Origin of the sequence: Nocardia sp. NPDC051981, from assembly GCF_040680715.1 — a bacterium.
GTDB lineage: Bacteria > Actinomycetota > Actinomycetes > Mycobacteriales > Mycobacteriaceae > Nocardia.
Genome location: NZ_JBFAXK010000020.1, coordinates 24,243 through 49,853, shown reverse-complemented (window position 1 = coordinate 49,853; position 25,611 = coordinate 24,243). Strand labels below are relative to the sequence as shown.

Here is a 25,611-nt window from a genome sequence, read left to right as displayed (position 1 = left end):
GGGCACGAAACCGATGCGCTACGAGCCGGCGCTGCCGGTCAGCCCGCCGAGCAGGCCGCCCAGCGCCGAACCCGCGCTGCCGGTCCCGCCGCTACCGCCGGTGCCGCCACCTGTGCCACCGCCACCGCCCGGCTGGGACGGATCGGTCACGTTCACGATGATGGTCTTGGTGTTGCCGCCCTGCGAGGCGGTGATCATGTGCTGGCCCGCGGTGGTGGGCTTCCAGTCGACGTGGGAGTAGCCGACCGGCGAGGGCACGACGCCCAAGCCGTTGGTGATGTTGGCGCCATTGTCGGACCAGTAGACGAGCAGGCCGACGCCCACGCCGCTGAGGTTGGCCGTGAGGGTGTAGCTGGTGTTGATGGTGTACGGGGCACTGCCGGAAATGGCGACCGAGTCGACCGTGGCGGCGGCCTGCGGTGCGGCCAGCACGGCCACAGCGGCGGCGGTCGCGAGGCCCGCGACGCTCGCGCCGATCCGTCGGGCTGATCTCGAGCCACGAATGCTGCTCATGCGGAAAGTCCTGTCTTGCTTGCTAGTTCGGTGTCGTACCGCTGCTCCCGCTGCCGAGCGGACCGGCGGGCCCGAAGCCGCTGCCGGTGCTGCTGGACCCCGAGCCGAGGGGCGCGTCGGCGACCTGCACCACGATCGACTGGCTGTTGGGACCCTGGGACGCGGTGATGATGTGCTGTCCGCTGGTGGTGGGCCGCCAGCTGATGGACGCATGCCCGGGCGGCGACGGGATCTTGGGCGGGCCGATCTCGTTGCCGTTGTCGCTGAAGTACACGAGCAGGCCGATCGAGGCTCCGCTGAGGGTGGCCGAAATGGTGTAGGCCTTATCGACCACCGGGTTCGCCTGATCGATGCTGACGGTGTCCACCGCGGCCAGCGACGCGGGTGCGGCGACCACGGCCGCGGCGGCGAGGGCGCCGAAGCCGGTGATCCCCACGCCGGCTCGGCGCGCGCTGATCCTCTGTGATGTGTTGCGCATGTATTGCTCTCCTGTGCTCCCGCGCTGCGGTGTGCGGGCTTCCGCACCCTAAGGGACCAGGAGTCTGAAGCGGATGCTTTTCGCAGAAATTATGAAGCAAGCGTCCGCTTGGTTTAAGTGGGCGTGACCGGGCTCGGAAGAGAACCCTGTCACGCCCCTCGATGCGGAACCGGTCTAGCTGCTGCCGAACAGCCCGCTCAGCAGACCGCCGACCAGCGTGCCCGCACTGCCGGTGCCACCACTACCCGTGCCGACGCTGCCCGGCGTGGTCGTGGTCGCCGGCACCGTGGTCGTCGGGGGGACGGTGGTGGGCGGGACCGTGGTGGTGGTGGTGGTGGTGGGCGGTTCGGTGGTGGTGGGCGGGACCGTGGTCGTCGTCGGGGGGACGGTGGTCGGCGGGACCGTGGTGGTGGTCGGGGGGACCGTCGTCGTGGTGGGCGGTGTGGTGGTGGCGCTGCTGACGTTCACGACCAGGCTCTTGGACGAGCCGCCCTGTTTCAGGGTGATGGTGTGCATGCCGGGCGTGGTGGGTGTCCAGCTGGCGCTGGAGTGGTTGACCGGCCACGGCACCTGGGCGGCCGGGTTGGTGATGGCGACGCCGTTGTCCTGCCAGTAGCAGAGCAGGCCGAATTCCCAGCCGCTGACGGTGGCGCTGACGGTGTAGGTGCCGCCGACCACGGGGTTCTGGTCGGAGATGGTGATCGTGTCGACGGTGGCGTGGGCGGCGGGCGCCTCGTGGAACTGCAGGGTGAGGGCCCCGCCGGTGACGACGGCGAGCCCCGCCAAACCGGCGCCGAGGCGGCGGACGGTGGTTGTGCGCATGTGTACTCCTGTGCGTACCAAGGAAATTCGGTGACCTGTCAGAGACCGAAGGGCAGGCCGTTGGCGCTACCGGTGCCGCCGTTCGGTGCGGGCGTGGTCGTGGTGGTCGGCGGGGCCGTGGTGGTGGTCGGGGGAACCGTCGTCGGCGGTTCGGTGGTGGTGGGCGGGACCGTGGTGGTCGGCGGGACTGTCGTGGTGGTCGGGGGCACCGTCGTGGTGGTGGGCGGTTCGGTGGTGGTGGTCGGCGGGACCGTGGTCGTTGGCGGGACTGTCGTGGTGGTCGGGGGCACCGTCGTGGTGGTGGGCGGTTCGGTGGTGGTGGGCGGGACCGTGGTCGTCGTCGGGGGGACGGTGGTCGGCGGGACCGTGGTGGTGGTCGGGGGGACCGTCGTCGTGGTGGGCGGTGTGGTGGTGGCGCTGCTGACGTTCACGACCAGGCTCTTGGACGAGCCGCCCTGTTTCAGGGTGATGGTGTGCATGCCGGGCGTGGTGGGTGTCCAGCTGGCGCTGGAGTGGTTGACCGGCCACGGCACCTGGGCGGCCGGGTTGGTGATGGCGACGCCGTTGTCCTGCCAGTAGCAGAGCAGGCCGAATTCCCAGCCGCTGACGGTGGCGCTGACGGTGTAGGTGCCGCCGACCACGGGGTTCTGGTCGGAGATGGTGATCGTGTCGACGGTGGCGTGGGCGGCGGGCGCCTCGTGCGTGGCGAGGACCGAGACGGCGCCGGTCGCGATGGCCAGAACGGCCAGTCCGGCGCCGATGTGGCGGCCGCCCAAGGGGATTGTGCTCACTATGCGTTCTCCTGTACTGCGACCCACTAGGTAGGGGTCCGACGCACAGTAGGCGAGCGTGAATCTGAAATTAGTATTTTTCAGAAAATTACCGGCAAGTACTCCGCTATTTCTTCGCCGGCCTGACCCTCTTCGCCGGCCTGGCCCTCTTTGCCGGCTTCGCGGCGGTCGCGGCCTCGGCGGCGGCGGCGGTCGCGGCCTCGGCGGCGGACGCGGCCTCGGCGGCCTTCTCCTCGGCGATGGCCGTGGCCGGGTGCACCGCCACGATGCCCAGGCCCTGACGGCGTTTGCAGTGCTGCGCCAGCGCGTCGTAGGCGGGCTTGCCGATGAGCTCGATCAGCTCGGGCGCGTAAGCCTCCCACACCGGTCGGGTGCCGACGTGCGCATCCGGCGAACCGGTGCAGTACCAGTTCAGATCGAGGCCGCCGGGCCCCCAGCCGCGGCGGTCGTACTCGGTGATCACGGTGCGCAGGATCTCCACCCCGTCCGGCCGGTCCACCCATTCCTGGGTGCGGCGGATGGGCAGCTGCCAGCACACTTCCGGCTTCACGGTGAGCGGCTCCAGGCCCTTGCGCAGCGCCATGGTGTGCAGCGCGCAGCCGATGCCCCCGGCGAAGCCGGGCCGGTTGAGGAAGATGCAGGCGCCGTCCACCCGCCGGGTGCGCAGGGCGGGCTCGTCGTCGAGGTCGTCCTCTTCCAGGTACAGCTTCTTGCGGACCCGGCCCTTCTCGTCGGCGGCCTTGTCCATCAGCTGCCAGTCCTCAGGTGTGAGCATTTTCACAGCCTGATGCAGCTTCTTGCCGTCCTCCTCGTCGGAGAGGAACGCGCCGTGCGAGCAGCAGCCGTCGTTCTCGCGGCCGTCGATGATGCCCTGACATGCCGGAGTGCCGAAAACGCAGGTCCAGCGCGAGAGCAGCCAGGTCAGATCGGCCGCGATCAAATGCTCATCATTTGCTGGATCGACGAATTCGATCCACTCCCGCGGGAAGTCGAGTTCAACTTCGGGCGCCGGGTCGATCTTCGCCGCTGGTCGCAGCCCGGTCGGTCCGCTCGCCGATGCACCTGCCGTCACAATGCGGAACGCTAACAGCTCAGTCGCCTGGCCAGAAGTCCTGACCCACCCAGTACCGTGTTCTTGTGCGGCTCGGTGTACTCGATGTGGGAAGCAATACCGTCCACCTGCTCGTGGTGGACGCGCATCGGGGTGGACACCCGATGCCTATGAGTTCGACGAAGTCGGCCCTGCGTCTGTCCGAGAACATGGACGACCAGGGGCGGATCACCTCCGCGGGCGCGACGCGGCTGACCGCGACGGTAGCCGAATTCGCAAGTATCGCAAAGACTTCCGGCTGCGTGGAGCTGATGGCGTTCGCCACCTCCGCGGTCCGCGAGGCCACCAACTCCGACGAGGTGCTGGCCCGGGTGCGGCGCGAGACCGGAGTCAATCTGAAGGTGCTCACCGGTGTCGATGAGGCTCGGCACACCTTCCTCGCGGTGCGGCGCTGGTACGGCTGGAGCGCCGGGCGGATGCTGAATCTGGACATCGGCGGCGGCTCGCTCGAGATGAGCAACGGCGCGGACGAGGTGCCGGATGTGGCGCTCTCGCTGCAACTGGGCGCCGGCCGGCTGACCCGCGACTGGCTGCGCCACGATCCGCCGGGTAAGCGCCGGGTCGCGGTGCTGCGCGACTGGCTCGACGCCGAGCTCGTGCTGCCCAGCAAGCAACTGCTCGAGGTGGGCCGCCCGGATCTGGCGGTGGGCACCTCCAAGACCTTCCGCTCGCTGGCCCGGCTGACCGGCGCCGCCCCCTCTGTTGCGGGACCCCGGGTGCGGCGTACTCTCACCAGTTCCGGCCTGCGGCAGCTGATTGCGTTCATATCGAGAATGACGGCCGCCGACCGGGCAGAATTGGAAGGCGTAAGTTCTGATCGGTCGCAGCAACTGGTGGCCGGTGCGCTGGTCGCGGAGGCGAGTATGCGGGCTCTGTCCCTGGACACGCTCGAAATCTGTCCCTGGGCACTGCGAGAGGGATTGATCTTGCGCAAACTGGATACCGACCTGGATAGCGAACCGATTACCGGCGGCCCCGACAGCGGCCTGTCGGGCCCGATCGAAACGGTGTCTCGATGACCGAGGATTCAAGCCAGCTGTCCGTCGCCGAGCTGCTGGCGCGGAACGGCCAGCAGAGTGGGGCCCCCGCCGGCGGCGGCGGGCGCAGACGTCGAAGCGGCCGTGGCATTTCCGTCGCGGAACTGACCGGCGATATCCCGGTGGTGAGCGCGGGATCGTCCTCACACGCCGCGCCCGACGAGGACGTGGCCGAGCCCGCCCCGAGCGAATCGGACTATTCAAACTCTTCGAATTTCTCGAATCATCCTGATTATTCGAGCTTTCCGGATTATTCGGACCTGGTAGCCGCCGCATCGGGCAAGCCGGACTATTCACAGTACGATGCGGTACCCGATCCGGACCCCGCGTATTCGCCGCTCTCCGGGCCGATCTCCTACTACGACCCGCTGGCCCCCGTCCCGCAGCCGCCGTCCCTACCGGAGCCGTCCCAGGACTGGTCCGCCGGTCTGGACTGGCCGCCGACCGAGAATCCGCTACCGGAGGCTCGCCCGAGCGGCGGCCGCCGCCGCAAGCCGGACCCGCTGGACTCCGATGTCGCGCTGGGCCGGTTGCCGGGCATCGAACCTCCCGCCCCGCCCGCCGCGCCGCGCGAGGGCGGTCGCCGGCGCCGCTACGACCCGGACGACGAGAACACCGACGAGGTGCGTCCGTTCCGCGGCGATACCGGCCAGCCCGTCGACGGGGACGCCCGCACCCAGTTCAACCCCGCGGTCCGCCAGCCCTTCGACGACCGGCCGCCGTACGAGGACCAGCCGCCCTTCGGCGACCCGGCCCGCACCCAATTCCAGCCGGCCGCCCCCGCGTGGTCGCCGGTGCCGGGACCCGAACCGCTACCGCGCACCCCCGGGCAGGATCGGCCGCCCTTCGAGCCGCCGCAGGCCGCGCCCGCCGCGCCGCCCATGTCGCGCTCGGCGCGCCGGCATGCGGAATCGCAGGTCCAGAATGCCCCCCAGGGCCCGGCCGTCGACCGCCGCGGAGTCGACCACGGTGCGGCGAACGGACTTCCGGAATGGTCCGCGCACCGACGACCCGACGTCGATCCCGTCCGCGACCGCCAGGATCAGGCCGCGGTGCCGACCGCCGCGTGGTCGTCGCTGGCCGACTCCGATCAGCAGCTGCTCTCCGGCGAATCGGTGGCGGGTGATCTGCTCCGCGAGGCCCAGCAGCGCGACGATCAACGCGCGGAACGGAATTCGCGAAATGCCGGCAAACGTCCCGGCGGGCGCGGTCGTGCGGTGGCGCCCGAGCCGGAGCCCGACGACCACCTCACCGATTTCTACGAGCCGTTCGACGACTACGACGACTATGACGACGACGAGCCCGAGACGTCGCTGGGCGGACGGCTTTCCGCGCTCACGCAGAAGGCCGGCTCCTTCGCCCGCAAGAGCAAGAGCACGCGCGGCGCCCCGGCCCGCCCGCGTGCCGCGGCCCGCTCCGACGACGATGAGCATCGCCGGCAATGGCTGATGATCGCGGGCCAGAGTGTGGGCGCCGCCGTCGCGGGCATGTTGCTGTTCAAGGGCTTCGAACGCATGTGGGAAATGCTCCCGTGGGTGGCCCTGGCCCTGGCCATGATCGTGATTCTCGGCCTGGTCGCCCTGGTGCGGGTACTGCGCCGCACCGATGACATCTTCAGCACTGTGATTGCCGTCGTCGTAGGCGTCTTCGTGACGCTCGGACCGCTAGCCTTTCTACTCAGTACGAACTGAGCAGGGAGCAGCAGTGGGGAACATCGTGCAAGCGCAGGGGGCGAGCACCGAGGACCGGGCGGGTCGAAAGGAAGTCCGGGTCGGGCTCTCGACCGCATCGGTGTATCCGGAGAACACCGAGGCCGCCTTCCGCTATGCGGCCGAACTCGGATACGACGGCGTGGAACTCATGGTGTGGGCCGAGCCCGCCAGCCAGTCCATTTCGACCGTGCAGCATTTCGCGCACAGATACGACCTGCCGGTGCTGGCCGTGCACGCGCCGTGCCTGCTGATCTCGCAACGGGTCTGGGGGTCGGACCCGATCGCGAAACTCACCCGCAGCGTGCACACCGCCGAGGCGCTGGGCGCGGCCACCGTGGTGGTGCACCCGCCCTTCCGCTGGCAGCGCCGCTACGCCGACGGGTTCGCGAAACAGGTTGCCGAACTGGAGAATTCGAGCCCGGTCGCGGTGGCCGTGGAGAACATGTTCCCGATGCGCGCCGACACCCTGTTCCGTCGCAGCTCGATCGAGCGGCTGCAGCGCCGCGGCGGCCCCGGCCCCTCCATCACCACCTTCAGCCCCTCCTTCGACCCCACCGACGTCGGCTTCCGGCACTACACGCTCGACACCTCGCACACCGCCACCGCGGGTATGGATCCGCGCGTGCTGGCGGGACGCATGGGTACCGGCCTCACCCACCTGCACCTGGCCGACGGCCGCGGCGCCGCCACCGACGAGCACCTGATCCCGGGCGAGGGCACCCAGCCGGTGGTCGAACTCTGCGACATGCTGGTGCGCAACGGTTTCGACGGCCAGGCCGTCATCGAGGTGAACACCCAGATGGCCCGCACCACCATGGACCGGGCCGCCATGCTCAACCGGGCGCTCACCTTCGCCCGCACCCACCTCAACCCCTTCACCCCCGCTCCCACCCCCGAGCCGACCGTCGCCCACCGCGGCTGAGAGCCTCGGCGAGGGTTGCGTGATTCATCCCACCGCTGGGGCGGAATGACCCGACCGTCCGTTTACGCTGTACAAATCGCGACAGTGGAAGGACAGCGGATGACAACGGAGTTGACCGTCGATCTCGAATCGGCGAGCGAACTGGCGAACGCGCCGTTCAGCCGCGTCTGCGCGCTGACCGAGGTCGAAGCGGGGACTCCCGAGCTCGGCCGCTACGCGGGCCTGATCGAACCCACCTGGACCATCGGCGACAAACTGCACGGCGGCACCATGGTCGCCGGCAGCGCGGCCGCCGCCACCGAATGGCTGCGCCGCACCGCGCCCGCGCAGGCCGCCATGTTCCCCATCTCGGCCAGCACCGACTTCCTCGGCGCACCCGTCCCCGGGGAGGTCGAGTACGAGGTCCGCACCCGCAAGCTGGGCCGCCAGATCGCCCTCCTCGACGCCAGCCTGATCCAGGACGGCCGCACCCTGGTGCACACCGCCTTCACCTTCAGCCACCTCGACGACGCCGTCCCGCAGTACGCCGGCGACCACGCCGGCGACATGCCCGCGGAACCGCCCGCCGACGCCCTCGTCTACGACGAGCGCAACCCCATGGGCAAGCTCGTCCATGTCGCCCAGGGCTCCTCGGTCGCCATCGACCCGGCCTGGGCCCGCTTCCTCGCCGGCGAGAAATCCGAACCGCGCCTGCGCCTCTGGATCCGCCCCTTCGCAGGCGACGAACAGGACTCCGACGTCGCCGCCTTCTTCGCCCTGATGGCCGCCGACATGAGCCCCCCGGTCCCCATGAACCTCGGCCACTTCGGCTGGGCCCCCACGGTTCAGCTCACCACCTACCTGCGCCGCCGCCCGGCCCCCGGCTGGCTGCGCGTCATCGCCCACAGCCGCGAGGTCGGCAATCGCATGTTCGACGAGGACCAGCTCGTCATCGACTCGACGGGCGCCATCGTCGCCCAGAGTCGCCAACTGGCCCTCATCCCCCAACCCCGCTGACCCCGCCGGCACGCGTTCTCAACGCCAGCGCTCCTCGGCTGTGCGCTGAAGGCCCGGAGGGGCGGGACAGCTAGCCTTGACTCCCATGACGAGGATTGCGGTTATCGGTGGGGGTCGGATCGGGGAGGCGTTGATCGCCGGTCTGCTCGAGTCCGGGCGGGCGAACAAGGATCTGGTCGTCGTGGAGCCGGTGCCGGCGCGGGCCGAAATGCTGGCCGACCGGTTCGGGATTCGCGCCACCGACGACATCGCCGATGCCGCCAAGTCCGCGGACCTCATCGTGATCGCGGTGAAGCCGAACGATGTGGACGCCGTGGTCGCCGAGCTGGGCAAGGCCGAACTGGGCGACGACCACGATCAGGTGCTGGTGTCGCTGGCCGCCGGCGTGCCGACCGCGCGCATGGAGGCCCGGCTGCCCGCCGGCTTCCCGGTCGTGCGGGTCATGCCGAACACGCCGATGCTGGTGGGCCAGGGCATGAGCGCCATCGCGCCCGGCCGCTACGCCCGCAAGGAACAGCTGGCCCTGGTCACCGAGATGCTGGAGTCGGTGGGCAAGGTGGTGACGGTCGCCGAATCGCAGATGGATGCCGTCACAGCGGTGTCGGGTTCGGGCCCGGCGTACTTCTTCCTGATCGTCGAGGCCATGATCGACGCCTCGGTGGGCCTGGGTCTGAGCCACGATGTGGCCGCCCAGCTGGTGACGCAGACGATGCTCGGTTCGGCGGCCCTGCTCGAGGAGTCGGGGCAGTCTGCTCCGGAATTGCGTGCTGCCGTCACCTCGCCCGCGGGCACGACCGCGGCGGGCCTGCGCGCGCTGGAGCGGGGTGCGGTGCGCTCGGCTTTCCACGACGCATTGGACGCCGCAAAACGCCGTTCCGCCGAACTCGGCGCGATCGCGGACTAACGTTGAAGGTGCGGCGAGTGCGCTCCCCGCATTCCAATACTGCTCGGTTGCTGGTTTGCTGCCGAAGGCCGACTCGCCACGGCAAAGGCTGATTTCTCACACCCGTCGCAGCAATCCCACTGGTCCCGCTAAGCTTCAAGGAGCACGTGCGTGTCTGTTCCGCCGGTGGGGAAGCCGGCGGCGCGGACGTGCCGGAGGTCAGTGGCGCAATGATGTCTGGAAACAGCCAAGCGAGGTCCGGAAACAGCCCAATCAATGCAGGATCCGTCATCGGCGGCGGAACTCAGTTCCTCACCGTCGCCGAGGTCGCGAATCTGATGCGGGTATCCAAAATGACGGTGTACCGGTTGGTGCATTCGGGAGAGCTGCCCGCGGTGCGGGTGGGGCGTTCCTTCCGGGTACACGCCAAGGCGGTGCACGACTATCTGGAGACGTCCTACTTCGACGCGGGGTAGTACACCCGGATAACCGATCGGCCACCCGTTTCGTTCGCCGGAGAGTGGCCCGGTAGCATGGACCGGCATCCTGTACGTGCCGGTGGTGCCGCCGGGTCCATTCGGCCCGTATCGGGTAGGGACTGTGCAGGGTCAGACAGTGTGCACCCCGCGGAAGCGGGGATGACCCGAGAGAACGCGAGGAACAACCCTATGGGTTCTGTGATCAAGAAGCGCCGCAAGCGCATGTCGAAGAAGAAGCACCGGAAGCTGCTTCGCCGCACGCGTGTTCAGCGGCGCAAACTCGGCAAGTAAGCCGCTGTGTCGTAGCTGGAAGCCCGTCACCTCAGGTGACGGGCTTTCGTTTTTCACAGGTGATTGAAGTCATCGTTAGATCCTGGTTAATACCCTTCGGATGGTCCCTACTCGCCGGTTACCCTGGGAGCGCGGGAATAACACAGCGGCGATATTCAAGACATGGGGGCTGCGAGTGGGATCCGGAGTGGCAGGGACTCGGGATGGGCAGGCGCCCAGGGTGGTGATGGTGACCGGTGCGAGCCGGTTCTTCGGCGGCAATGTGGTGGCCCGGCTGGCGGCCGACCCCGCGGTCGAACGCGTCATCGCCGTGGACGCCAAACAGCCCAGCCGGGAGCTGCTGCGCCGTATGGGCCGCGCCGAATTCGTGCGCGCCGATATTCGTAATCCGTTGATCCGCAAGGTTATCGACGGAAATCAGGTGGACACGGTGGTGCATCCCGCGGCGCTGTCGCGCCCGCCCTCGGGCGGCGGCCGGGCCGCCATGAAGGACATGAACGTCCTCGGCGCCATGCAGTTGTTCGCGGTGTGCCGCAAGGCTTCCAGCGTGCGGCGGGTGGTGGTGAGGTCCTCCTCCGCCGTCTATGGGTGCAGCGCCAAGGACCCGGTGAAATTCACCGAGGAAATGAGCGCGCGCACGCCGCCGCGCGGCTGGTTCGCCCGGGACATGATCGAGGTGGAGGGCTTCGTCCGCGGGCTGGCGCGGCGGCGGCCCGATATCTCGGCGGCCATTCTGCGCTTTCCGCCGATCGTGGGGCCGCAGCTGGCCAAACGAGGTGTGCAGTATTTCCGTTCGCCGATCACCCCGACCATCCTCGGGCGTGATCCGCGCATGCAGCTGTTGCACGAGGAGGACGGCATCGCCGCCCTCGTCCACGGGGCCATGACGGCTCCGGGCGGGACCTTCAATGTGGCCGGTGACGGCGCGATGGCGCTGTCGCAGGCGATCCGCCGGGCCGGGCGGGTCGAATTGCCGGTTCCGTACGCGGTTTTCCGCACCGTCGGGCGGACCGTGATGGGCCCGGTCATGCGGGAGTTCACCGCGGAGCAGATCGACTACTTCCATTTCGGGTGTGGTCTGGACACCACCCGGATGCGCACCGAACTGGGCTTCCAGCCCCGCTGGACCACGGTGCAGGCGTTCGACGACTTCATAGGGGGCGCAGCGTTGCGGCCCGTGATCGATCCCACGTGGATCGACGCCGCAGAAAACAAACTTCTCGGCCTGCTCGGGGCCGGGACGGGAGCACACCAATGAGTGATGTAGCGAAGGTGATTCGACTTCACGACGTGGATTTCGAGACGCGGCACAGCCGGCCGTCCCGGGCGTGGCCGGTGGGGGAACCGGCGCTCACCCCGGTGACCTCGCTGACCGATCGGCTCGCCGAAGCCGAAGCACGCCAGCCCAAGTCGCTGGGCGACCTGATCCGGGGGACCGTTGCGGACGGGGTCCGCTACACCGCCGACTTCGCGCGCCGCCGCCTGACCGGCGATTATCAGGTCGACGAATTCGGTTTGGACGAGCACCTTCTCGAATCGGTGATCCTCCCGATGCTGCGCCCGCTATCGGACCTGTGGTTCCGGGTCGAGGTGTCGGGCATCGAGAACATTCCGGAGGTGGGCGGCGCGCTCATCGTAGCCAATCACGCGGGCACGGTGCCGCTGGACGGGCTGATGCTGCAGCTGGCCGTGCACGACCGGCACCCCAAGCAGCGGGCGCTGCGCATCCTGGCCGCCGATCTGATCTTCGAGACGCCGATCCTCGGCGGGCTGGCCCGCAAGGCCGGGCACACCCTGGCCTGCCCGGCGGACGCCGAAAGGCTGTTGCGCGCGGGCGAAGTCGCGGGCGTGTTCCCCGAGGGCTACAAGGGCATCGGCAAGCCGTATTCGGACCGGTACAAGCTGCAGCGTTTCGGCCGTGGCGGTTTCGTGTCGGCGGCGGTGCGCACAGGCGTGCCGATCATTCCGTGCTCCATTGTGGGTTCGGAGGAGATCTATCCGAAACTGGCCGATCTGAAGCCGCTGGCCCGCCTGCTCGGTATCCCGTATTTCCCGGTGACGCCGCTGTTTCCGCATCTGGGTCCGCTCGGTGCCATTCCCTTCCCGTCGAAGTGGTACATCGAATTCGGCGAACCGATTTCGACCGCCGGATACGAACCGGCGGATGCCGATGATCCGATGACGATGTTCGAAGTCACCGATCAGGTCCGCGAAACCATTCAGGGGACGCTGTACAAGAATCTGATCAAACGCCGTAATCCGTTCACCGGCTAGCTCTTGCTCCCCGCCTCCCCGGGAATTTCAGCGGACAGCTGAGAGCCGTTGACGTTGGTCACCCGTGCCGCCGGTCGGGTGCCCGACCCATTTGGGCGTACCCGGTGAGTTACCCCACCCCTTACGAAATCAGTTGTCGCAGTTGGTATTTTTCCGCGCTGTGGCCAGCGGTCAACGAAATCGATTCAGCTGGCCTTGGCTTCCCGCTTACGCGAGAGTACGGCCGCGGCCGCGCCGCCCGCCGCGCCGAGTGCGAGGGCAGTGGGCACACCGACTTTCGCGGCCTTGCGGCCGGTGCGGAAATCGCGGATCTCCCAACCCCGGTTCTTGGCGACCTCGCGCAGGTCCGCGTCCGGGTTGATGGCCACGGCGGTGCCGACCAGCGAGAGCATCGGCACGTCGTTGTGGCTGTCGCTGTAGGCGGTGCAGCGCTTGAGGTTCAGGCCCTCGCGAATGGCCAGGGTGCGCACCGCGTGGGCCTTGCCCAGCCCGTGCAGGATGTCGCCGACCAAGCGGCCGGTGAACACGCCGTCCTCGCTCTCGGCGACCGTGCCCAGCGCGCCGGTGAGGCCCAGCCGCTTGGCGATGACCTGCGCCAGCTCCACCGGCGTGGCGGTGACCAGCCACACCTGCTGGCCCGCGTCGAGATGCATCTGGGCCAGCGCCCGGGTGCCCGGCCAGATCTTGTCGGCGATGATCTCGTCGTAGATCTCCTCGCCGAGCGCGGCGAGTTCGGCGGTCGGGCGGCCGGCGATGAAGGAAAGCGCCTTCTCCTTGCCGGAGGCCATATCCGAGTGGCTCTCTTTGCCGGTGACCCGGAATTTGACCTGCTTCCAGGCCATATCGACCAGGTCGGAGGTCTTGAAGTACTTGCGCGCGGCCAGCCCGCGGGCGAAGTGCACGATGGACGCGCCCTGCACCATGGTGTTGTCGACATCGAAGAAGGCGGCGGCGGTCAGGTCACGGGGGACCGCGAGGGGCGGCGCGCCGTCGTCCCGCAGCGCGAGTTCGGCGTCGTGCAGGGCGATGGCGGCGTCGGCGCTGGCCTCGCCGGCCAGGTTGGCGCGGACCTCTTCCTCGCTGGGACCGAACGGACTGCGGGTGACGCGAGTGAACTGATCCTGCAGGTCCTGCAGGCCCTGACCCCAGCGCGCCGGGAATTCACCGAAGCGGCCCGCGATGAAGCCCGTCCCCTGCTCTTTCGAACGTTCCGGCACCAGTACCTCCGCCTGTTAGCGCGAACAAGTCCACAGTAACGCCCGGGGGTGGCCGCAACGTAGACGGTGAACGACATATCGGAGAGTTGTTAGATGGTGGCTATGAGCGATTCGACACATGCTGTGACTCTGTTGACCCGCAGCGGCTGCGGCCTGTGCCACACGGCACTGGAACAATTGCGGCCGATCTGCTCCGAGTTCGGCATCGAGGTCGCGACCGTGGACGTGGACGAGGCCGCCGCCACCGATCCGGGCCTGCGCGCCGAATACGGCGACCGGCTGCCGGTCGTGCTACTCGATGGGCGCGAGCACAGCTATTTCGACGTGGACGAGCCGCGACTGCGTGCCGACCTCGCGAAATAAGGCGCAATAGGGGCTTTTCGGGGGTTCGCGACAGCGGGCCTCCTCGGCCCCTTCCCACCGGTGTGTTGCGTAGCGGGTTCGCGCTGATGAGGGTTGAATGAAGCCGGGGCCGGAGCCTGTCGCAAAGTGACTGAATTCACCGACTTTGTGCAGGGCTTCACAAGCGGTTACGGTGGTGGCACGCAACCCGCCTTCTCGGGCAGCGGAAGCGACCCCCTGAACCTGACTCGACCTCGCCTGCAAGGACCGCGACGGTCTCCCGGCGTCGGGTCGACAAAAGAACCCGGACACTCACCCCCGGCCGGACGAGGAGCGCAAGCGACGTGACAGAGCAGCACGAGACGCCGCCGACTGGCGTCTCCAAGGCTCTGCAGAAGGACATCCCGCAGGCCACGGTGGCCCGGCTGGCCACTTATCTCCGCGTGCTCGCCGTACTCGCCGACGACGGTGTAGCCATCGTATCGAGTGAGGAACTGGCTGTCGCGGCGGGTGTCGGTTCGGCGAAGTTGCGCAAGGATCTTTCCTTCCTGGGACCCAACGGTGTTCGCGGCGTGGGCTATGACGTGATCAAGCTGCGCGACCGCATCGAGGATGTGCTCGGCCTGTCCGAGGGGCACCGGGTGGTGCTGGTCGGAGCCGGTCATCTGGGCCGGGCGCTGGTCGGCTACGGCGGTTTCCGCCGCCGCGGGTTCGCCATGGTCGGGCTTTTCGACAACGATCCGGCGGTGATCGGCACGACGGTGTGCGGACTGGTCGTTCGCGATGTCGCTGAATTGGCCGACGCCATGGACACTCTGGAGCCCACCATCGCCGTCATCGCGGTGCCGGACGCGGCCGCGCAGGGCGTCTGCGATCTGCTGGTCGAGGCCGGCATGCAGTGCATTCTGAGCTTCTCCGCCCTGGCGCTCGAGGCCCCCGCCACCGTCGAGGTGCGGCGCGTCGATCTCGCGGTGGAGATGCAATTGCTGTCGTTCGAGCGGGCCCGCAGCGCGGAATCGGCCGCAGAGGAAGCGATGAGCGCGGCCGCCGGGAGCCTGATGCCCCGGGTACCGATGACAACCAGCAAGGGAGCGGTGGTCCAGCCATGAGTGTGCTTCTCGTCGGGATCTCGCATCGCAGCGCACCGGTGTCGGTGCTCGAGAAGATCGCCATCACGGAGACCGACCGGCCCAAGCTGACCGACAAGATGCTGGCCTCCAGCCACGTCTCCGAGGCGATGATCGTCTCCACCTGCAACCGCATCGAGGTCTACGCGGTCGTCGACGCCTTCCACCCGGCGCTGGGCGAGATCGGCGAATTGCTCACCAAGCATTCGGGTCTGCCGCTGCCGGAGCTCACCAAGCACGCGTACGTGCGCTACGCGGAGGCCGCGGCCGAGCATCTGTTCGCGGTGGCCTCGGGCCTGGACTCCATGGTGGTCGGCGAGCAGCAGGTGCTGAGCCAGATCCGCGCCGCCTACGCCGCCTCCGACGCGCAGCAGGCCGCCGGGCGCACCCTGCACGAGCTGGCCCAGCACGCGCTGCGGGTGGGCAAGCGGGTGCATTCCGAGACCGGGATCGACCGCGCGGGCGCGTCGGTGGTGTCGGTGGCGCTGGATCGGGCGCGCATGGTGCTGGGTCCGCTGGCGGGCCGCACCGCGCTGGTGCTGGGTGCGGGCGCCATGGGCGGGCTCGCGGTGGCGCAGTTGGCGCGCGGCGGGGCGGCGCAGATCCTGGTGGTGAACCGGACGCTGGAAAAGGCGCAGCGCCTGGCCAATACGGCCACCACCATGCACGGCGTGCCGGCCGAGGCCATCGAGATGGACCGGCTGGCCGAGGCGATGGCCGCCGCCGATGTGGTGGTCACCTGTACCGGCGCGGTCGGCGCCGTGGTGACGCTGGCGGATGTGCATCGCGCGCTGGCCGCCAAGACCGGCTCGGAGGAGCTGGTCATCTGTGATCTGGGCCTGCCCCGCGATGTGGACCACGCGGTGGCCGGGCTGCCGGGTGTGACCGTCATCGACATGGAGACGCTGCAGCGCGATCCGTCGGCCGGCGCGGCCGCCGACGACACCGCCGCCGCGCGCACCATCGTCGCCGACGAACTCGCGAAATACCTTGCCGGACAGCGCATGGCCGAGGTCACCCCGACCGTGGCCGCGCTGCGCCAGATGGCCGCCGACGTGGTCGAGGCCGAGCTGCTCCGGCTGGATTCCCGACTACCGGGACTCGAATCCACCGAACGCGACGAGGTGGCCCGTACCGTGCGACGGGTGGTCGACAAGCTGCTGCACGCACCGACGGTGCGGGTCAAACAGCTGGCGTCCACGCCCGGCGGCGACAGCTACGCCGAGGCGCTGCGCGAGCTTTTCGAACTGAAACCCGGTGCGGCACAAGCGGTTGCCGCGCCGATGGAGATCTCCGCCCTGCAGGGCGAACTGGCCGACGATTTCACCGCCGCTCACCCGGGCGACGAACAGGGGCACACCGCATGACCGGAGCAATGGTGCACGAGAACGAGACAACCGTCCCCTCCACGGAGCGGATCGTTGGCCGCGGAACCGTCGAGGCGCCCTGGCGCATCGGTACCCGCGGCAGTCTGCTGGCCCTGACCCAGGCCGGGCATGTGCGCGACGCCCTGATCGCCAACGGCCAGCAGGCCGAGCTGGTCATCGTGAAGACCGCCGGTGACCAGAACGCCACCGATCCGGTGCAGCAGATCGGGGTGGGTGTCTTCACCGCGGCGCTGCGCGAGGAATTGGCCGCGGGCACGGTCGACATCGCGGTGCACTCCTACAAGGACCTGCCGACCGCGCAGGATCCGCGCTTCGACATCGCGGCCATCCCGGCCCGCCAGGATCCGCGCGACGCGCTGGTGGCGCGCGACGGTCTGGTGCTCGGTGAGCTGCCCGCGGGCGCGAAGGTCGGCACCTCCGCGCCGCGCCGGTCCGCGCAGTTGAAGGCGCTGGGCCTCGGCATCGAGATCGTGCCGTTACGCGGCAATCTCGACACCCGCATCTCCAAAGTGACTTCCGGTGAATTGGATGCCGTCGTGGTGGCGCGGGCCGGGCTGGCCCGCATCGACCGCCTCGACGCCGTCACCGAATCGCTCGAACCGGTGCAGATGCTGCCGGCTCCGGCGCAGGGCGCGCTGGCGGTCGAATGCCGTAGCGCCGATACCGAACTCGTGACCATCCTGTCGGCTCTCGACGATCTCGGCACCCGTGCCGCGATCACCGCGGAGCGGGCATTGCTGGCCGAACTGGAGGCCGGCTGTACCGCACCGATCGGTGCGCTGGCCGAGGTCGTCGAATCGCTCGACGACGCCGGCCGGGTGGTGGAGGAGTTGTCGCTGCGCGCTTGCGCGGCGGCGATCGACGGCTCGGATGTGATCCGGGCTTCAGTGGTCGGCTCGGTCGCGGATGCCGCGGACCTGGGTCGAGCACTGGCGCGCGAGCTCTTGGAGCTGGGGGCGCGCGACCTGCTCAGCGTCACAGCGGAGCCCGCTGAGCTCACCGACGACAGCAATCCCAGCCCAATGGAGAACCAACGATGAGCCGAGTGACGAAGAAGAATCCCGGTCGGATCCTTTTCGTGGGGTCCGGGCCTGGTGACCCGGCGCTGCTCACCGTGCGCGCCCGCGAGGTGCTCGGCCGGGCGACGCTGGCGTTCACCGATCCCGATGTCGACAAGGGCGTGCTCGCCCTGATCGGCGCCGCGGTCGAGGAGAACCCCGACGGGACCCGTCCCGTCGACGTGCGTCCCGCGCTCGGTGACGCCGCCGAGGTGGCCAAGACGCTGATCGCCGAGGCGCGCAATGGTTCCGACGTGGTGCGCCTGGTCTCCGGCGACCCGATGACCACCGATTCGGTCATCCAGGAGATCAACGCCGTCACCCGCTCGCACCTGAACTTCGAGGTGCTGCCGGGTCTTTCGGCCGGCACCACCGTCCCCGCCTACGCGGGCATCGAAATCGGTTCCAGCCACACCGAGGTGGATGTGCGCGGCGAGGTGGACTGGGCGGCCGTGGCGGCCGCGCCGGGCCCACTGGTGCTGCACGCCACCTCCGGGCACCTGGCCGAGACCGCGTCGGCGCTGGTGGAGCACGGCATGGCGCCGCAGACCCCGGTCGCGGTGACCGTGCGCGGCACCACCCGGCAGCAGCGCACCATCGACGCCACGCTGGCGACGCTGAACAATGCCGCCTCCGAACTGGTCGGCCCGCTGGTGGTCACGGTCGGCAAGGCGGTGGAGAAGCGCGCCAAGACCTCCTGGTGGGAGTCGCGGGCCCTGTACGGCTGGACCGTGCTGGTGCCGCGCACCAAGGAGCAGGCCGGTGAGATGAGCGAGAAGCTCGTCATGCACGGGGCCATCCCGATGGAGGTGCCGACCATCGCGGTCGAGCCGCCGCGCAGTCCGGCGCAGATGGAGCGCGCGGTCAAGGGTCTGGTCGACGGCCGCTACCAGTGGGTGGTGTTCACCTCCACCAACGCGGTGCGCGCGGTGTGGGAGAAGTTCGGCGAATTCGGCCTGGACGCCCGCGCTTTCAGCGGCGTGAAGATCGCCTGCGTCGGTGAGGCCACCGCGGAGAAGGTGCGCTCCTTCGGCATCAACCCGGAGCTGGTGCCCAGCGGGGAGCAGTCCTCCGAGGGCCTGCTGGCCGACTTCCCGCCCTACGACGACGTTTTCGACCCGGTCAACCGGGTGCTGCTGCCGCGCGCGGACATCGCCACCGAGACCCTCGCCGAGGGCCTGCGCGACCGCGGCTGGGAGATCGACGACGTCACCGCCTACCGCACCGTGCGGGCGTCGCCGCCGCCCGCGGAGACCCGCGAGATGATCAAGACCGGCGGTTTCGACGCGGTGCTGTTCACCTCTTCCTCCACCGTCAGGAACCTGGTCGGCATCGCCGGCAAGCCGCACGCCCGCACCATCGTGGCCTGCATCGGCCCCAAGACGGCCGAGACCGCAATCGAATTCGGCCTGCGCGTGGACGTGCAGCCCGAGATCGCCCAGGTCGGCCCGCTCGTCGAGGCGCTCGCCGAGCACGCCGCCCACCTGCGCGCCGAGGGCCTGCTGCCCCCGCCCCGCAAGAAGAGCCGCCGCAGCCGCTGACGCTCGCGGCCGGGCCCGGCGGTATCGCCGTGTTCGCCGGCCGGAACCGGGCCCCGCATCCAATGATGCGGGGCCCGTGGCATTTCCCGTTCGCTGGGCGGATGCCCATGAAAATGCTGGCGTTTCATTTCGACCCGAAATGCATACGCTGCGTTCAGCATTCGATCTTCGAAGGGTGAACGCCTATGAAGCGCACGGTAGTCGGCCTGATCGCGATGTCAGGGATTGCCCTCGCGGTGCTGTCTCCGGCCGCGGCGTCGGCGGCGCCCGTACCGCTGGAGCAGGCCCCGGCCGCGGTACAGACCACCGTGGTCACACCGATCGATGCCACCAGCTCCGGTAGCGCGGCCGTGAACACGCTGCAATTCCTGCTGAAGTGCCTGACCGCCGGCTCGGGCACCCCGGGCACCACCGGCACCGGCTGCCTGGTCTCCTAGCGGCCGCCGTGCGCGGTGGAGGTTCTCCGACGTCTCTTGCGCGGCCTCGGAGAGCCTCCACCGTGGTCAGCGTTGCGCTGCCATCAGGCGGCGGACCATGCGGCAGGTGGCGTCCGAGGGCCGGTGCACGCCGATGACTTCCGCTGTGTGGCGGATGTTTTCATTGGTCGCCTGATCCGGGCTGAAGGATCCGGAGTCCAGTAGCGCGATGGCCAGCCGCATGGCCTTCAGCCTGCGATTGTGCGAGATGTACCATGACCGCGGCCGCCCCGCGGGCAGCGGCTGTTTGGACAGCGGCCGCCACGCGTGATCGATCACGTCCCCCTTCTTCGGCACTTCGCCGGCCCTGTTCACCTTGTCGGACATGCTGGTAACAGCTGCGAGCACGACCATTCCTCCCGTCGCGATCCGGATCCGCACCCCACATCGGCGGCGCGACTCCTTCGAACACATCTTCGATTCTACCCGTCCCCACCGACAAACTCCGCTGCTCACAATGACTTTGGCGATGCGACCCGATGACCGTGACGGCGCGGCGCGGCCCGGCCGCGGAGGCGCGCGCACCCGGGTCCAGGGGCGGGCATATCATGCGAACATGACCGGAATGGACCGCCCTCGGCGGTTGCGCCGCACTCCCGCCATGCGTCGGCTCGTCGCCGAGACCAGCCTGGAGCCGCGGCATCTGATTCTGCCCATGTTCGTCGCCGACGGGATCGGCGAACCGCACGAGATCTCCTCCATGCCAGGCGTTTTCCAGCACTCGATGGACTCGCTGCGCAAGGCGGCCGTGGAGGCGGTGGCCGCCGGCGTGGGCGGGCTCATGCTGTTCGGCGTGCCCAAGCCGGAGGACAAGGACGCGCAGGGGAGTGCCGCCAGCGATCCGGACGGGATCCTGAACCGCGGCCTGCGCGCGCTGGTGCACGAGGTCGGCGGATCGACCGTGGTCATGGCCGACACCTGCCTCGACGAGTTCACCGACCACGGCCACTGCGGTGTGCTCGACGACAGCGGCGCGGTCGACAACGACGCCACCCTGACCCGCTACGTCGAAATGGCGTTGGCGCAGGCCGAAACCGGCGCGGACCTGCTCGGCACCAGCGGCATGATGGATGGCCAGGTGGCCGCGATCCGTGCGGGCCTGGACGACGCCGGGTACTCCGACACCGGCATCCTCGCCTACGCGGCCAAGTACGCCTCGGCCTTCTACGGTCCCTTCCGGGAGGCTGTCGGCTCCTCGCTGCAGGGGGATCGGCGCACCTATCAGCAGGATGCGGCGAACCGCCGCGAGGCAATTCGTGAGCTGGAGCTGGATCTGCTCGAGGGCGCGGACATCGTCATGGTGAAGCCCGCCATGTCGTATCTGGACATTCTGCGCGAGGTCGCGGACCGCTCCACCGTGCCGGTGGCGGCCTATCAGATCTCCGGTGAGTACGCCATGATCACCGCGGCCGCCCAGCACGGCTGGATCGATCGCAAGGGCGCGGTGCTGGAGTCGCTGCTCAGCATCCGGCGCGCGGGCGCGGACATGGTGCTGACCTACTGGGCCACCGAGGCCGCGCACTGGCTGTCGTGAGCGTGACCGAGTAGTTCCGATCGTGAATCCGATGGTCCCGCCGGGTGTTTCGCGCCCGGCTCCGGAAGACGTGCGCACCGCCTGCCAACTCTGGTACGCCACACTCGCTGTCGGGCTGGTGCAGTTGATCGCCTCGCTGGTGACGCAGTTCGGGCAGCGGCAGGATCTGGCGCAGCAGATGTTCGACCAGGTCAAGGAGCAGCAGCCAGCCGTGACGCTGGCACAGGTGCAGGGCTGGATGGCGATCGTGTTCATCCTGGTCGGCGTCTTCTGGCTGGTGCTCACCGGCGCCGGAGTGGCCGTGGTGTACCAGCTGGGACGCGGAAAGGCCTGGGCGCGAGCGCTTCTCACCGGGTTCGGTGTCTTCCTGGTGCTCGGCGCGGCGGGCACGCTGTTCGGCATCGGGGCCAAGGAGGGTGCGGCCGCGCTGGTCGCCGGCGGGGCCGGAATCGTGGCGGCCGTGCTGGCGGGCGGGGCCGTATTCCTGTGCTATCGAAGCGAATCCGAGGCCTTCTTCCGTCCCGGACCGCAGTAGGTACGCCTGAGTTTGTGACAAGCGTACTAGCGGGTATGGTGAGGGCAGTCACAGAGAATTCGGGAACCGGGTGCCGGTCGTCATACGTTGTGTTATGGCGCGTTCGGCTCCGGGAAGGCGGAGGCAACGATGCGAGTGGTGATCCAGCAGCCGCACAGCCTGCGGCGCGATGTGCTGGTGCTGAGTCTGCTGTTTCTGTTCGGGCTGCTCACCCTCGCCGTGCTGTTGATTCCGGGCCTGGCCCGCTGAGCGAATCCACGATCTTTACGCTCGACCTATGAGTGAGGCCATCAACACCCCCGGGGCCATGCTGTTCTCCGAGCCCGGTGCGCGCTGGCGGACCATCGCCTACGGACCCGCGCTGTGCGCGATCATCCTGGTCATCGAGCTGATCCGGGGCGGCGCCATCCACTGGTTCGGGCTGGTTTTCTGCGCGGTGCTGCTGGCCGGATTCGTGTGGTTGCAGGTGGTGGCGGGCAAGCGGCACATCAGTGTCGAGCTGACGCCGGCGCAACTGCGCGAGGGCACGGAGGTGGTGCCGCTGCGCGACATCGCCGAGGTGCTGCCGGAGGAGGACGAGGAGTCCTGGGAGTATGAGGACTGGCAGTCGGCGCGGGCGCTGGGCGAGCTGACGGGAGTACCGCGGCGGCGCAAGGGAATCGGGCTGAAGCTGACCGACGGGCGGCTGGTGCAGGCGTGGGCGCGGGATCACGTCACGCTGCGCGCCGAGCTGGCAGCCGCGCTGGAGCGGACGCGCGGTACCGATGGCGACCCCGGCACCGATGACGAGCCTGGAACCGATGACGAGCGCGGGTCGGACGACGAGCGGAAGGAAGCGCTGTGACGCGATGGCTGACCGTATTCGCCGAATTCGTGCTGGTGCCGGTGCTGGTGGTGGCGGCGGTGTGGTGCTGGCACAACGGGATTCGGACCACTGTCTTCAAGCCGCAGGGTGAGGCGCCCGCGTTCACCGCGACGCGGTACATCGGGCCCTGGCTGGCGGGGTGCGCGGTGCTGGCCATCATGTCGGGGCTGGCGTTGATCGACGTGGTGGCGCGGGCGGTTCGGCTCGCGCGCTGAGCTTTTCGCGACACGCGACGCGGGGGGTGCGAAGTCAGGATTCGCCTTGGGGGCGTCCGGGCGGTCGCGGAGAATCATGGGCATGAAGCGCACAGATCTCGTGAAACGCATCGCCACCGCGGTGCTGGCCACGGGGGTCGTCGGCGTCGCGGCGGTGGCTCCGGCCACCGCCGCTCCGGTCGATGCCGTCCCGGATTACCGGTCACACCCGGTCGCGCTGTCCTGGCAAGACCTACTACCGCCCCAGCTGAATTGCCTGCTGTCCACCGGATGGTCGGCGTTCTGCCTGGGGACTCCACTCCCGTAATGGGTCGCGGCGGCGCGACCGCGGACCGCGCCGCCGTCTCCGCTGCGGAAAAAGGTGTCAGCCCCGCTTACGCGACGGCCGGCTGCTGCGGTGCGAAAGCCTCAGCCCCAGTTCTGGTAAATATCCAGCACTCGTCCGCTCCGGCTGCCCGGCAGATCGAGGAAGATCGCGACGCTGCCGTCGGGATGATCGGCGGCCTCCGCGATCACCTGCCGGAGCGAGGCGTGCACGCCGCCTTTGTCGTCCTTGTAGATGGTGGTGTCGGGCCGCAGGCCCGCCCCCATCCGGTTCAGCGGCACGACCATGCTGATCACCGCGGGCACAGGACCATCGCCCAGCGCGGCGGTCTCACTGTGGGACAGCATCACCCCCACCCGTCCCTGATCGATCTGCACCACCGGCTCCGCCGCTGCCGCGACGCCGGCCCCGGCGGCGAGCCCGGCCGTCACCGCGACGATCCCAACCCCGATTCGAACGACCCGCATACGTCCCGCCCTCTCTCCCAAGTCGTCTCCTGTATCAAGACATTACGCATCAGCAAACGTGTAGCGAATAACGTTGTACGAAACTGGACTCCGGCGTGTTGCCCCACCGTCCCAGTGAGCCCACATCGGAGTCCGCGCACTGCGATTCGGAAGCCTGCGGCTACGGGCTGGGAGGGCACCCGCGGGTATGTGATGTCGGGCAGCTCGCGGTTGAACCGCCATGGGTATTCGGGTGCCGGGTAGCGGTTGACGGTCGCGCCGCGCCCCCGCGGACCCGGCACCAGGCCGTTCACCCTCGTCGCGGCCGGGTCGCCCGATGGTCCGGCCGATGCCTCGGGGAGTTCGGGGGAGGCGGTATCGGCAGCGAGGGCTCGGACGCCGGGGTGGGCGGCGGGGCCGCCTTCGGGATGCGGTGTTCGTATCGGGGTGAAAGGATGGCGGGTTGGCTGTGGGAAGGGCCACTCGACTACACCCTGTCGTCGACGGGGGCAGAGGCGGCTGAGAGACTGGGTGCCGTGAGTTCTTCTCCGCGTGTGAGCCAGGTGTCGGTCCCGGTCTCAGCCCAACTTTTCGAACGCGCCGCAACGGTCATCCCGGGTGGCGTGAATTCGCCCGTGCGTGCGTTCAACTCCGTGGGCGGCACGCCGCGGTTCATCGCCTCCGCGCGCGGTTGCACGCTGACCGACGCCGACGGCAACGACTACGTGGACCTGGTGTGTTCGTGGGGCCCGATGATTCTCGGGCACGCGCACCCGGCGGTGGTCGAGGCGGTGCAGCGGGCGGCCACCGGCGGGCTGTCCTTCGGCGCGCCGACCGAGGCGGAAATCGAGCTCGCCGAGGCCATCGCGGGCCGGGTCGCTCCGGTGGATCGGGTGCGGCTGGTGAACTCCGGCACCGAGGCCACCATGAGCGCGGTCCGGCTGGCGCGCGGTTTCACCGGGCGCGGCAAGATCATCAAGTTCAGCGGCTGCTACCACGGACATGTCGACGCGCTGCTGGCCGACGCCGGATCGGGCGTGGCCACGCTGGGCCTGCCGACCTCGCCGGGCGTCACCGGTGCGCAGGCGGCCGACACCCTCGTGCTGCCCTACAACGATCTCGATGCGGTGGCCGCCGCGTTCGCCGCCTACCCGGGTGAGATCGCGTGCGTCATCACCGAGGCCGCGGCGGGCAATATGGGCGCGGTCGCGCCGGTGGCCGGATTCAACGAGGGGCTGCGCCGGCTCACCACCGAGCACGGCGCGCTGCTCATCATGGACGAGGTCATGACCGGTTTCCGGGTGAGCCACTCGGGCTGGTTCGGCATCGACGGTGTGGGGGGTGACCTCTACACCTTCGGCAAGGTGATGAGCGGTGGCCTGCCCGCCGCGGCGTTCGGCGGGCGCGCCGACATCATGAATCACCTGGCACCGCTCGGTCCGGTCTATCAGGCGGGCACCCTCTCGGGTAACCCCGTCGCGGTGGCCGCGGGTCTGGCCACGCTGCGCGCCGCGGACGAGCAGGTGTACGCGACGCTGAACAAGAACGCCGAGCGGCTGGGCGCGCTCATGACAGAGGCGCTGACCGCCGAGAGCGTCCCGCACCGGGTGCAATTCGCGGGCAATATGGTGAGCGTGTTCTTCGCCGAGAACCCGGTCACCGACTACGCCGCCGCCAAGGCGAGCGAAACCTGGCGTTTCCCAGCCTTCTTCCACGCGCTGCTGGATGCCGGTGTGTACGCGCCGCCGAGCGCCTTCGAAGCCTGGTTCGTCTCGGCCGCCCTCGACGAGGACGCGTTCGACCGCATCGCCGCCGCCCTCCCCGCCGCCGCGCGCGCCGCGGCGACCGCCACCCCCGAAGGATCCGCCGCGTGAGCTCCGCCCACCCCGACTCCGGCCTACCCGCACCCACCCAGCATGAGGTTCCCCTCTCCGCCGCCGAGGCCACCCGCCTCCTGGACTCCATCCGTCAGGCCGAAGAGGAACTGGCCGAAACCGGCGAACACATCGCCGTCTCGCTGGCCGAGCCCGCTTCCGCCCCAACAGAATCCGACAATTCCGGCGCAGTAGCCGATGAGCTCGGCGCCGATGTAGCCGAGGTCGAGCGCACCGCCGAAAGCGCGTCCGATGACGCCACGCCGGCGTTCGAGGCTGCGGCCGAGTCCGAAACGGATCCGGATGACTCCGATGCGGGTGAATCCGCTGCACCGGTTGCGTCGTTCTCGTCCGAGATC

29 protein-coding genes are annotated in these 25,611 nt (G+C 69.1%); 21 read left to right on the top strand and 8 right to left on the bottom strand.

What is annotated here, in order from left to right:
* Nucleotides 1–18: 18 nt before the first annotated feature.
* From AB0L60_RS29285 to AB0L60_RS29265, 5 genes are all read right to left on the bottom strand, one after another.
* A complete protein-coding gene (locus AB0L60_RS29285) occupies nucleotides 19–513 on the bottom strand; it encodes a hypothetical protein (RefSeq protein WP_364620203.1) in 495 nt (164 codons plus the stop codon).
* A 22-nt stretch (nucleotides 514–535) separates the two neighbouring features.
* The gene (locus AB0L60_RS29280; protein ID WP_364620200.1) at nucleotides 536–991 is read right to left on the bottom strand and encodes an Ig-like domain-containing protein; all 456 of its coding nucleotides are present in this window, start codon (nucleotides 989–991) and stop codon (nucleotides 536–538) included.
* Nucleotides 992–1,165: 174 nt separating this feature from the next.
* The gene (locus AB0L60_RS29275) at nucleotides 1,166–1,813 is read right to left on the bottom strand and encodes a hypothetical protein (RefSeq protein WP_364620197.1); all 648 of its coding nucleotides are present in this window, start codon (nucleotides 1,811–1,813) and stop codon (nucleotides 1,166–1,168) included.
* 38 nt (nucleotides 1,814–1,851) lie between these two features.
* Nucleotides 1,852–2,604 (bottom strand): hypothetical protein, encoded by a 753-nt coding sequence (locus tag AB0L60_RS29270; RefSeq protein WP_364620194.1) that lies wholly within the window; start codon nucleotides 2,602–2,604, stop codon nucleotides 1,852–1,854.
* 106 nt (nucleotides 2,605–2,710) lie between these two features.
* Nucleotides 2,711–3,676: a hypothetical protein gene (locus AB0L60_RS29265; protein ID WP_364620191.1), complete on the bottom strand. Its 966-nt coding sequence runs from the start codon at nucleotides 3,674–3,676 to the stop codon at nucleotides 2,711–2,713.
* Between the two features lie 65 nt (nucleotides 3,677–3,741).
* Here AB0L60_RS29265 and AB0L60_RS29260 point away from each other — a divergent pair, with 65 nt between their 5' ends.
* From AB0L60_RS29260 to AB0L60_RS29220, 9 genes are all read left to right on the top strand, one after another.
* Entirely contained in the window at nucleotides 3,742–4,734 is a 993-nt protein-coding gene (locus tag AB0L60_RS29260) for a Ppx/GppA phosphatase family protein (RefSeq protein WP_364620188.1), read from the top strand.
* Nucleotides 4,731–6,443 carry a hypothetical protein gene (locus AB0L60_RS29255; protein ID WP_364620185.1) on the top strand — a complete coding sequence of 571 codons (1,713 nt, stop codon included), beginning with the start codon at nucleotides 4,731–4,733 and terminating at the stop codon, nucleotides 6,441–6,443. Before AB0L60_RS29260 ends, AB0L60_RS29255 begins: the two co-directional genes overlap by 4 nt.
* Nucleotides 6,444–6,465: 22 nt before the next feature.
* Nucleotides 6,466–7,386 (top strand): sugar phosphate isomerase/epimerase, encoded by a 921-nt coding sequence (locus AB0L60_RS29250; protein ID WP_364620485.1) that lies wholly within the window; start codon nucleotides 6,466–6,468, stop codon nucleotides 7,384–7,386.
* Nucleotides 7,387–7,485: 99 nt separating this feature from the next.
* Nucleotides 7,486–8,382: a thioesterase family protein gene (locus AB0L60_RS29245; RefSeq protein WP_364620182.1), complete on the top strand. Its 897-nt coding sequence runs from the start codon at nucleotides 7,486–7,488 to the stop codon at nucleotides 8,380–8,382.
* 85 nt (nucleotides 8,383–8,467) lie between these two features.
* The gene (gene proC, locus AB0L60_RS29240) at nucleotides 8,468–9,286 is read left to right on the top strand and encodes a pyrroline-5-carboxylate reductase (RefSeq protein WP_364620179.1); all 819 of its coding nucleotides are present in this window, start codon (nucleotides 8,468–8,470) and stop codon (nucleotides 9,284–9,286) included.
* A 209-nt stretch (nucleotides 9,287–9,495) separates the two neighbouring features.
* Nucleotides 9,496–9,741, top strand: a complete 246-nt coding sequence (locus AB0L60_RS29235; protein WP_071812431.1) for a helix-turn-helix domain-containing protein — start codon at nucleotides 9,496–9,498, stop codon at nucleotides 9,739–9,741.
* Nucleotides 9,742–9,933: 192 nt separating this feature from the next.
* The gene (locus AB0L60_RS29230; RefSeq protein WP_003402602.1) at nucleotides 9,934–10,035 is read left to right on the top strand and encodes an AURKAIP1/COX24 domain-containing protein; all 102 of its coding nucleotides are present in this window, start codon (nucleotides 9,934–9,936) and stop codon (nucleotides 10,033–10,035) included.
* Between the two features lie 226 nt (nucleotides 10,036–10,261).
* Entirely contained in the window at nucleotides 10,262–11,293 is a 1,032-nt protein-coding gene (locus AB0L60_RS29225) for an NAD-dependent epimerase/dehydratase family protein (RefSeq protein WP_354847164.1), read from the top strand.
* Nucleotides 11,290–12,309, top strand: a complete 1,020-nt coding sequence (locus AB0L60_RS29220) for a lysophospholipid acyltransferase family protein (protein WP_364620176.1) — start codon at nucleotides 11,290–11,292, stop codon at nucleotides 12,307–12,309. The genes AB0L60_RS29225 and AB0L60_RS29220 overlap by 4 nt, the downstream gene beginning before the upstream one ends.
* A gap of 185 nt (nucleotides 12,310–12,494) precedes the next feature.
* Here AB0L60_RS29220 and AB0L60_RS29215 read toward each other — a convergent pair whose 3' ends face one another.
* Nucleotides 12,495–13,445: an HAD-IB family hydrolase gene (locus AB0L60_RS29215; RefSeq protein WP_364620480.1), complete on the bottom strand. Its 951-nt coding sequence runs from the start codon at nucleotides 13,443–13,445 to the stop codon at nucleotides 12,495–12,497.
* Between the two features lie 183 nt (nucleotides 13,446–13,628).
* Between AB0L60_RS29215 and AB0L60_RS29210 the strand changes: the two genes are divergently transcribed.
* From AB0L60_RS29210 to AB0L60_RS29185, 6 genes are all read left to right on the top strand, one after another.
* The gene (locus AB0L60_RS29210; protein WP_364620173.1) at nucleotides 13,629–13,889 is read left to right on the top strand and encodes a glutaredoxin family protein; all 261 of its coding nucleotides are present in this window, start codon (nucleotides 13,629–13,631) and stop codon (nucleotides 13,887–13,889) included.
* A 323-nt stretch (nucleotides 13,890–14,212) separates the two neighbouring features.
* Nucleotides 14,213–14,977 (top strand): redox-sensing transcriptional repressor Rex, encoded by a 765-nt coding sequence (locus tag AB0L60_RS29205; RefSeq protein WP_364620171.1) that lies wholly within the window; start codon nucleotides 14,213–14,215, stop codon nucleotides 14,975–14,977.
* Nucleotides 14,974–16,362: a glutamyl-tRNA reductase gene (locus AB0L60_RS29200; RefSeq protein WP_364620168.1), complete on the top strand. Its 1,389-nt coding sequence runs from the start codon at nucleotides 14,974–14,976 to the stop codon at nucleotides 16,360–16,362. Before AB0L60_RS29205 ends, AB0L60_RS29200 begins: the two co-directional genes overlap by 4 nt.
* Nucleotides 16,359–17,423 carry a hydroxymethylbilane synthase gene (gene hemC / locus AB0L60_RS29195; protein WP_364620166.1) on the top strand — a complete coding sequence of 355 codons (1,065 nt, stop codon included), beginning with the start codon at nucleotides 16,359–16,361 and terminating at the stop codon, nucleotides 17,421–17,423. The genes AB0L60_RS29200 and hemC overlap by 4 nt, the downstream gene beginning before the upstream one ends.
* On the top strand, nucleotides 17,420–18,982 hold the full coding sequence (locus AB0L60_RS29190; protein ID WP_364620163.1) for a bifunctional uroporphyrinogen-III C-methyltransferase/uroporphyrinogen-III synthase: 1,563 nt from the start codon (nucleotides 17,420–17,422) through the stop codon (nucleotides 18,980–18,982). The genes hemC and AB0L60_RS29190 overlap by 4 nt, the downstream gene beginning before the upstream one ends.
* Before the next feature lie 185 nt (nucleotides 18,983–19,167).
* Entirely contained in the window at nucleotides 19,168–19,419 is a 252-nt protein-coding gene (locus tag AB0L60_RS29185) for a hypothetical protein (RefSeq protein WP_364620160.1), read from the top strand.
* Between the two features lie 66 nt (nucleotides 19,420–19,485).
* On the opposite strand, the gene AB0L60_RS29180 is transcribed toward AB0L60_RS29185, so the two are convergent.
* Nucleotides 19,486–19,806 carry a hypothetical protein gene (locus AB0L60_RS29180; RefSeq protein ID WP_354846878.1) on the bottom strand — a complete coding sequence of 107 codons (321 nt, stop codon included), beginning with the start codon at nucleotides 19,804–19,806 and terminating at the stop codon, nucleotides 19,486–19,488.
* A gap of 208 nt (nucleotides 19,807–20,014) precedes the next feature.
* Between AB0L60_RS29180 and hemB the strand changes: the two genes are divergently transcribed.
* From hemB to AB0L60_RS29155, 5 genes are all read left to right on the top strand, one after another.
* Entirely contained in the window at nucleotides 20,015–20,992 is a 978-nt protein-coding gene (gene hemB / locus AB0L60_RS29175) for a porphobilinogen synthase (protein WP_364620156.1), read from the top strand.
* 22 nt (nucleotides 20,993–21,014) lie between these two features.
* Nucleotides 21,015–21,527, top strand: a complete 513-nt coding sequence (locus AB0L60_RS29170) for a hypothetical protein (protein WP_364620153.1) — start codon at nucleotides 21,015–21,017, stop codon at nucleotides 21,525–21,527.
* 277 nt (nucleotides 21,528–21,804) lie between these two features.
* The gene (locus AB0L60_RS29165) at nucleotides 21,805–22,371 is read left to right on the top strand and encodes a hypothetical protein (protein WP_364620151.1); all 567 of its coding nucleotides are present in this window, start codon (nucleotides 21,805–21,807) and stop codon (nucleotides 22,369–22,371) included.
* Nucleotides 22,368–22,607: a hypothetical protein gene (locus tag AB0L60_RS29160; RefSeq protein WP_364620148.1), complete on the top strand. Its 240-nt coding sequence runs from the start codon at nucleotides 22,368–22,370 to the stop codon at nucleotides 22,605–22,607. The genes AB0L60_RS29165 and AB0L60_RS29160 overlap by 4 nt, the downstream gene beginning before the upstream one ends.
* A gap of 82 nt (nucleotides 22,608–22,689) precedes the next feature.
* Nucleotides 22,690–22,914, top strand: coding sequence for a hypothetical protein (locus AB0L60_RS29155; protein ID WP_364620146.1), 225 nt, complete (start codon nucleotides 22,690–22,692; stop codon nucleotides 22,912–22,914).
* Nucleotides 22,915–23,015: 101 nt separating this feature from the next.
* Here the strand turns inward: AB0L60_RS29155 and AB0L60_RS29150 are convergent, their stop codons facing one another.
* Complete coding sequence (locus AB0L60_RS29150) at nucleotides 23,016–23,363, bottom strand: hypothetical protein (protein WP_364620143.1); 348 nt, start codon at nucleotides 23,361–23,363, stop codon at nucleotides 23,016–23,018.
* A gap of 551 nt (nucleotides 23,364–23,914) precedes the next feature.
* Between AB0L60_RS29150 and hemL the strand changes: the two genes are divergently transcribed.
* A complete protein-coding gene (gene hemL, locus AB0L60_RS29145) occupies nucleotides 23,915–25,252 on the top strand; it encodes a glutamate-1-semialdehyde 2,1-aminomutase (RefSeq protein ID WP_364620140.1) in 1,338 nt (445 codons plus the stop codon).
* The last annotated feature ends 359 nt before the right edge of the window (nucleotides 25,253–25,611 follow it).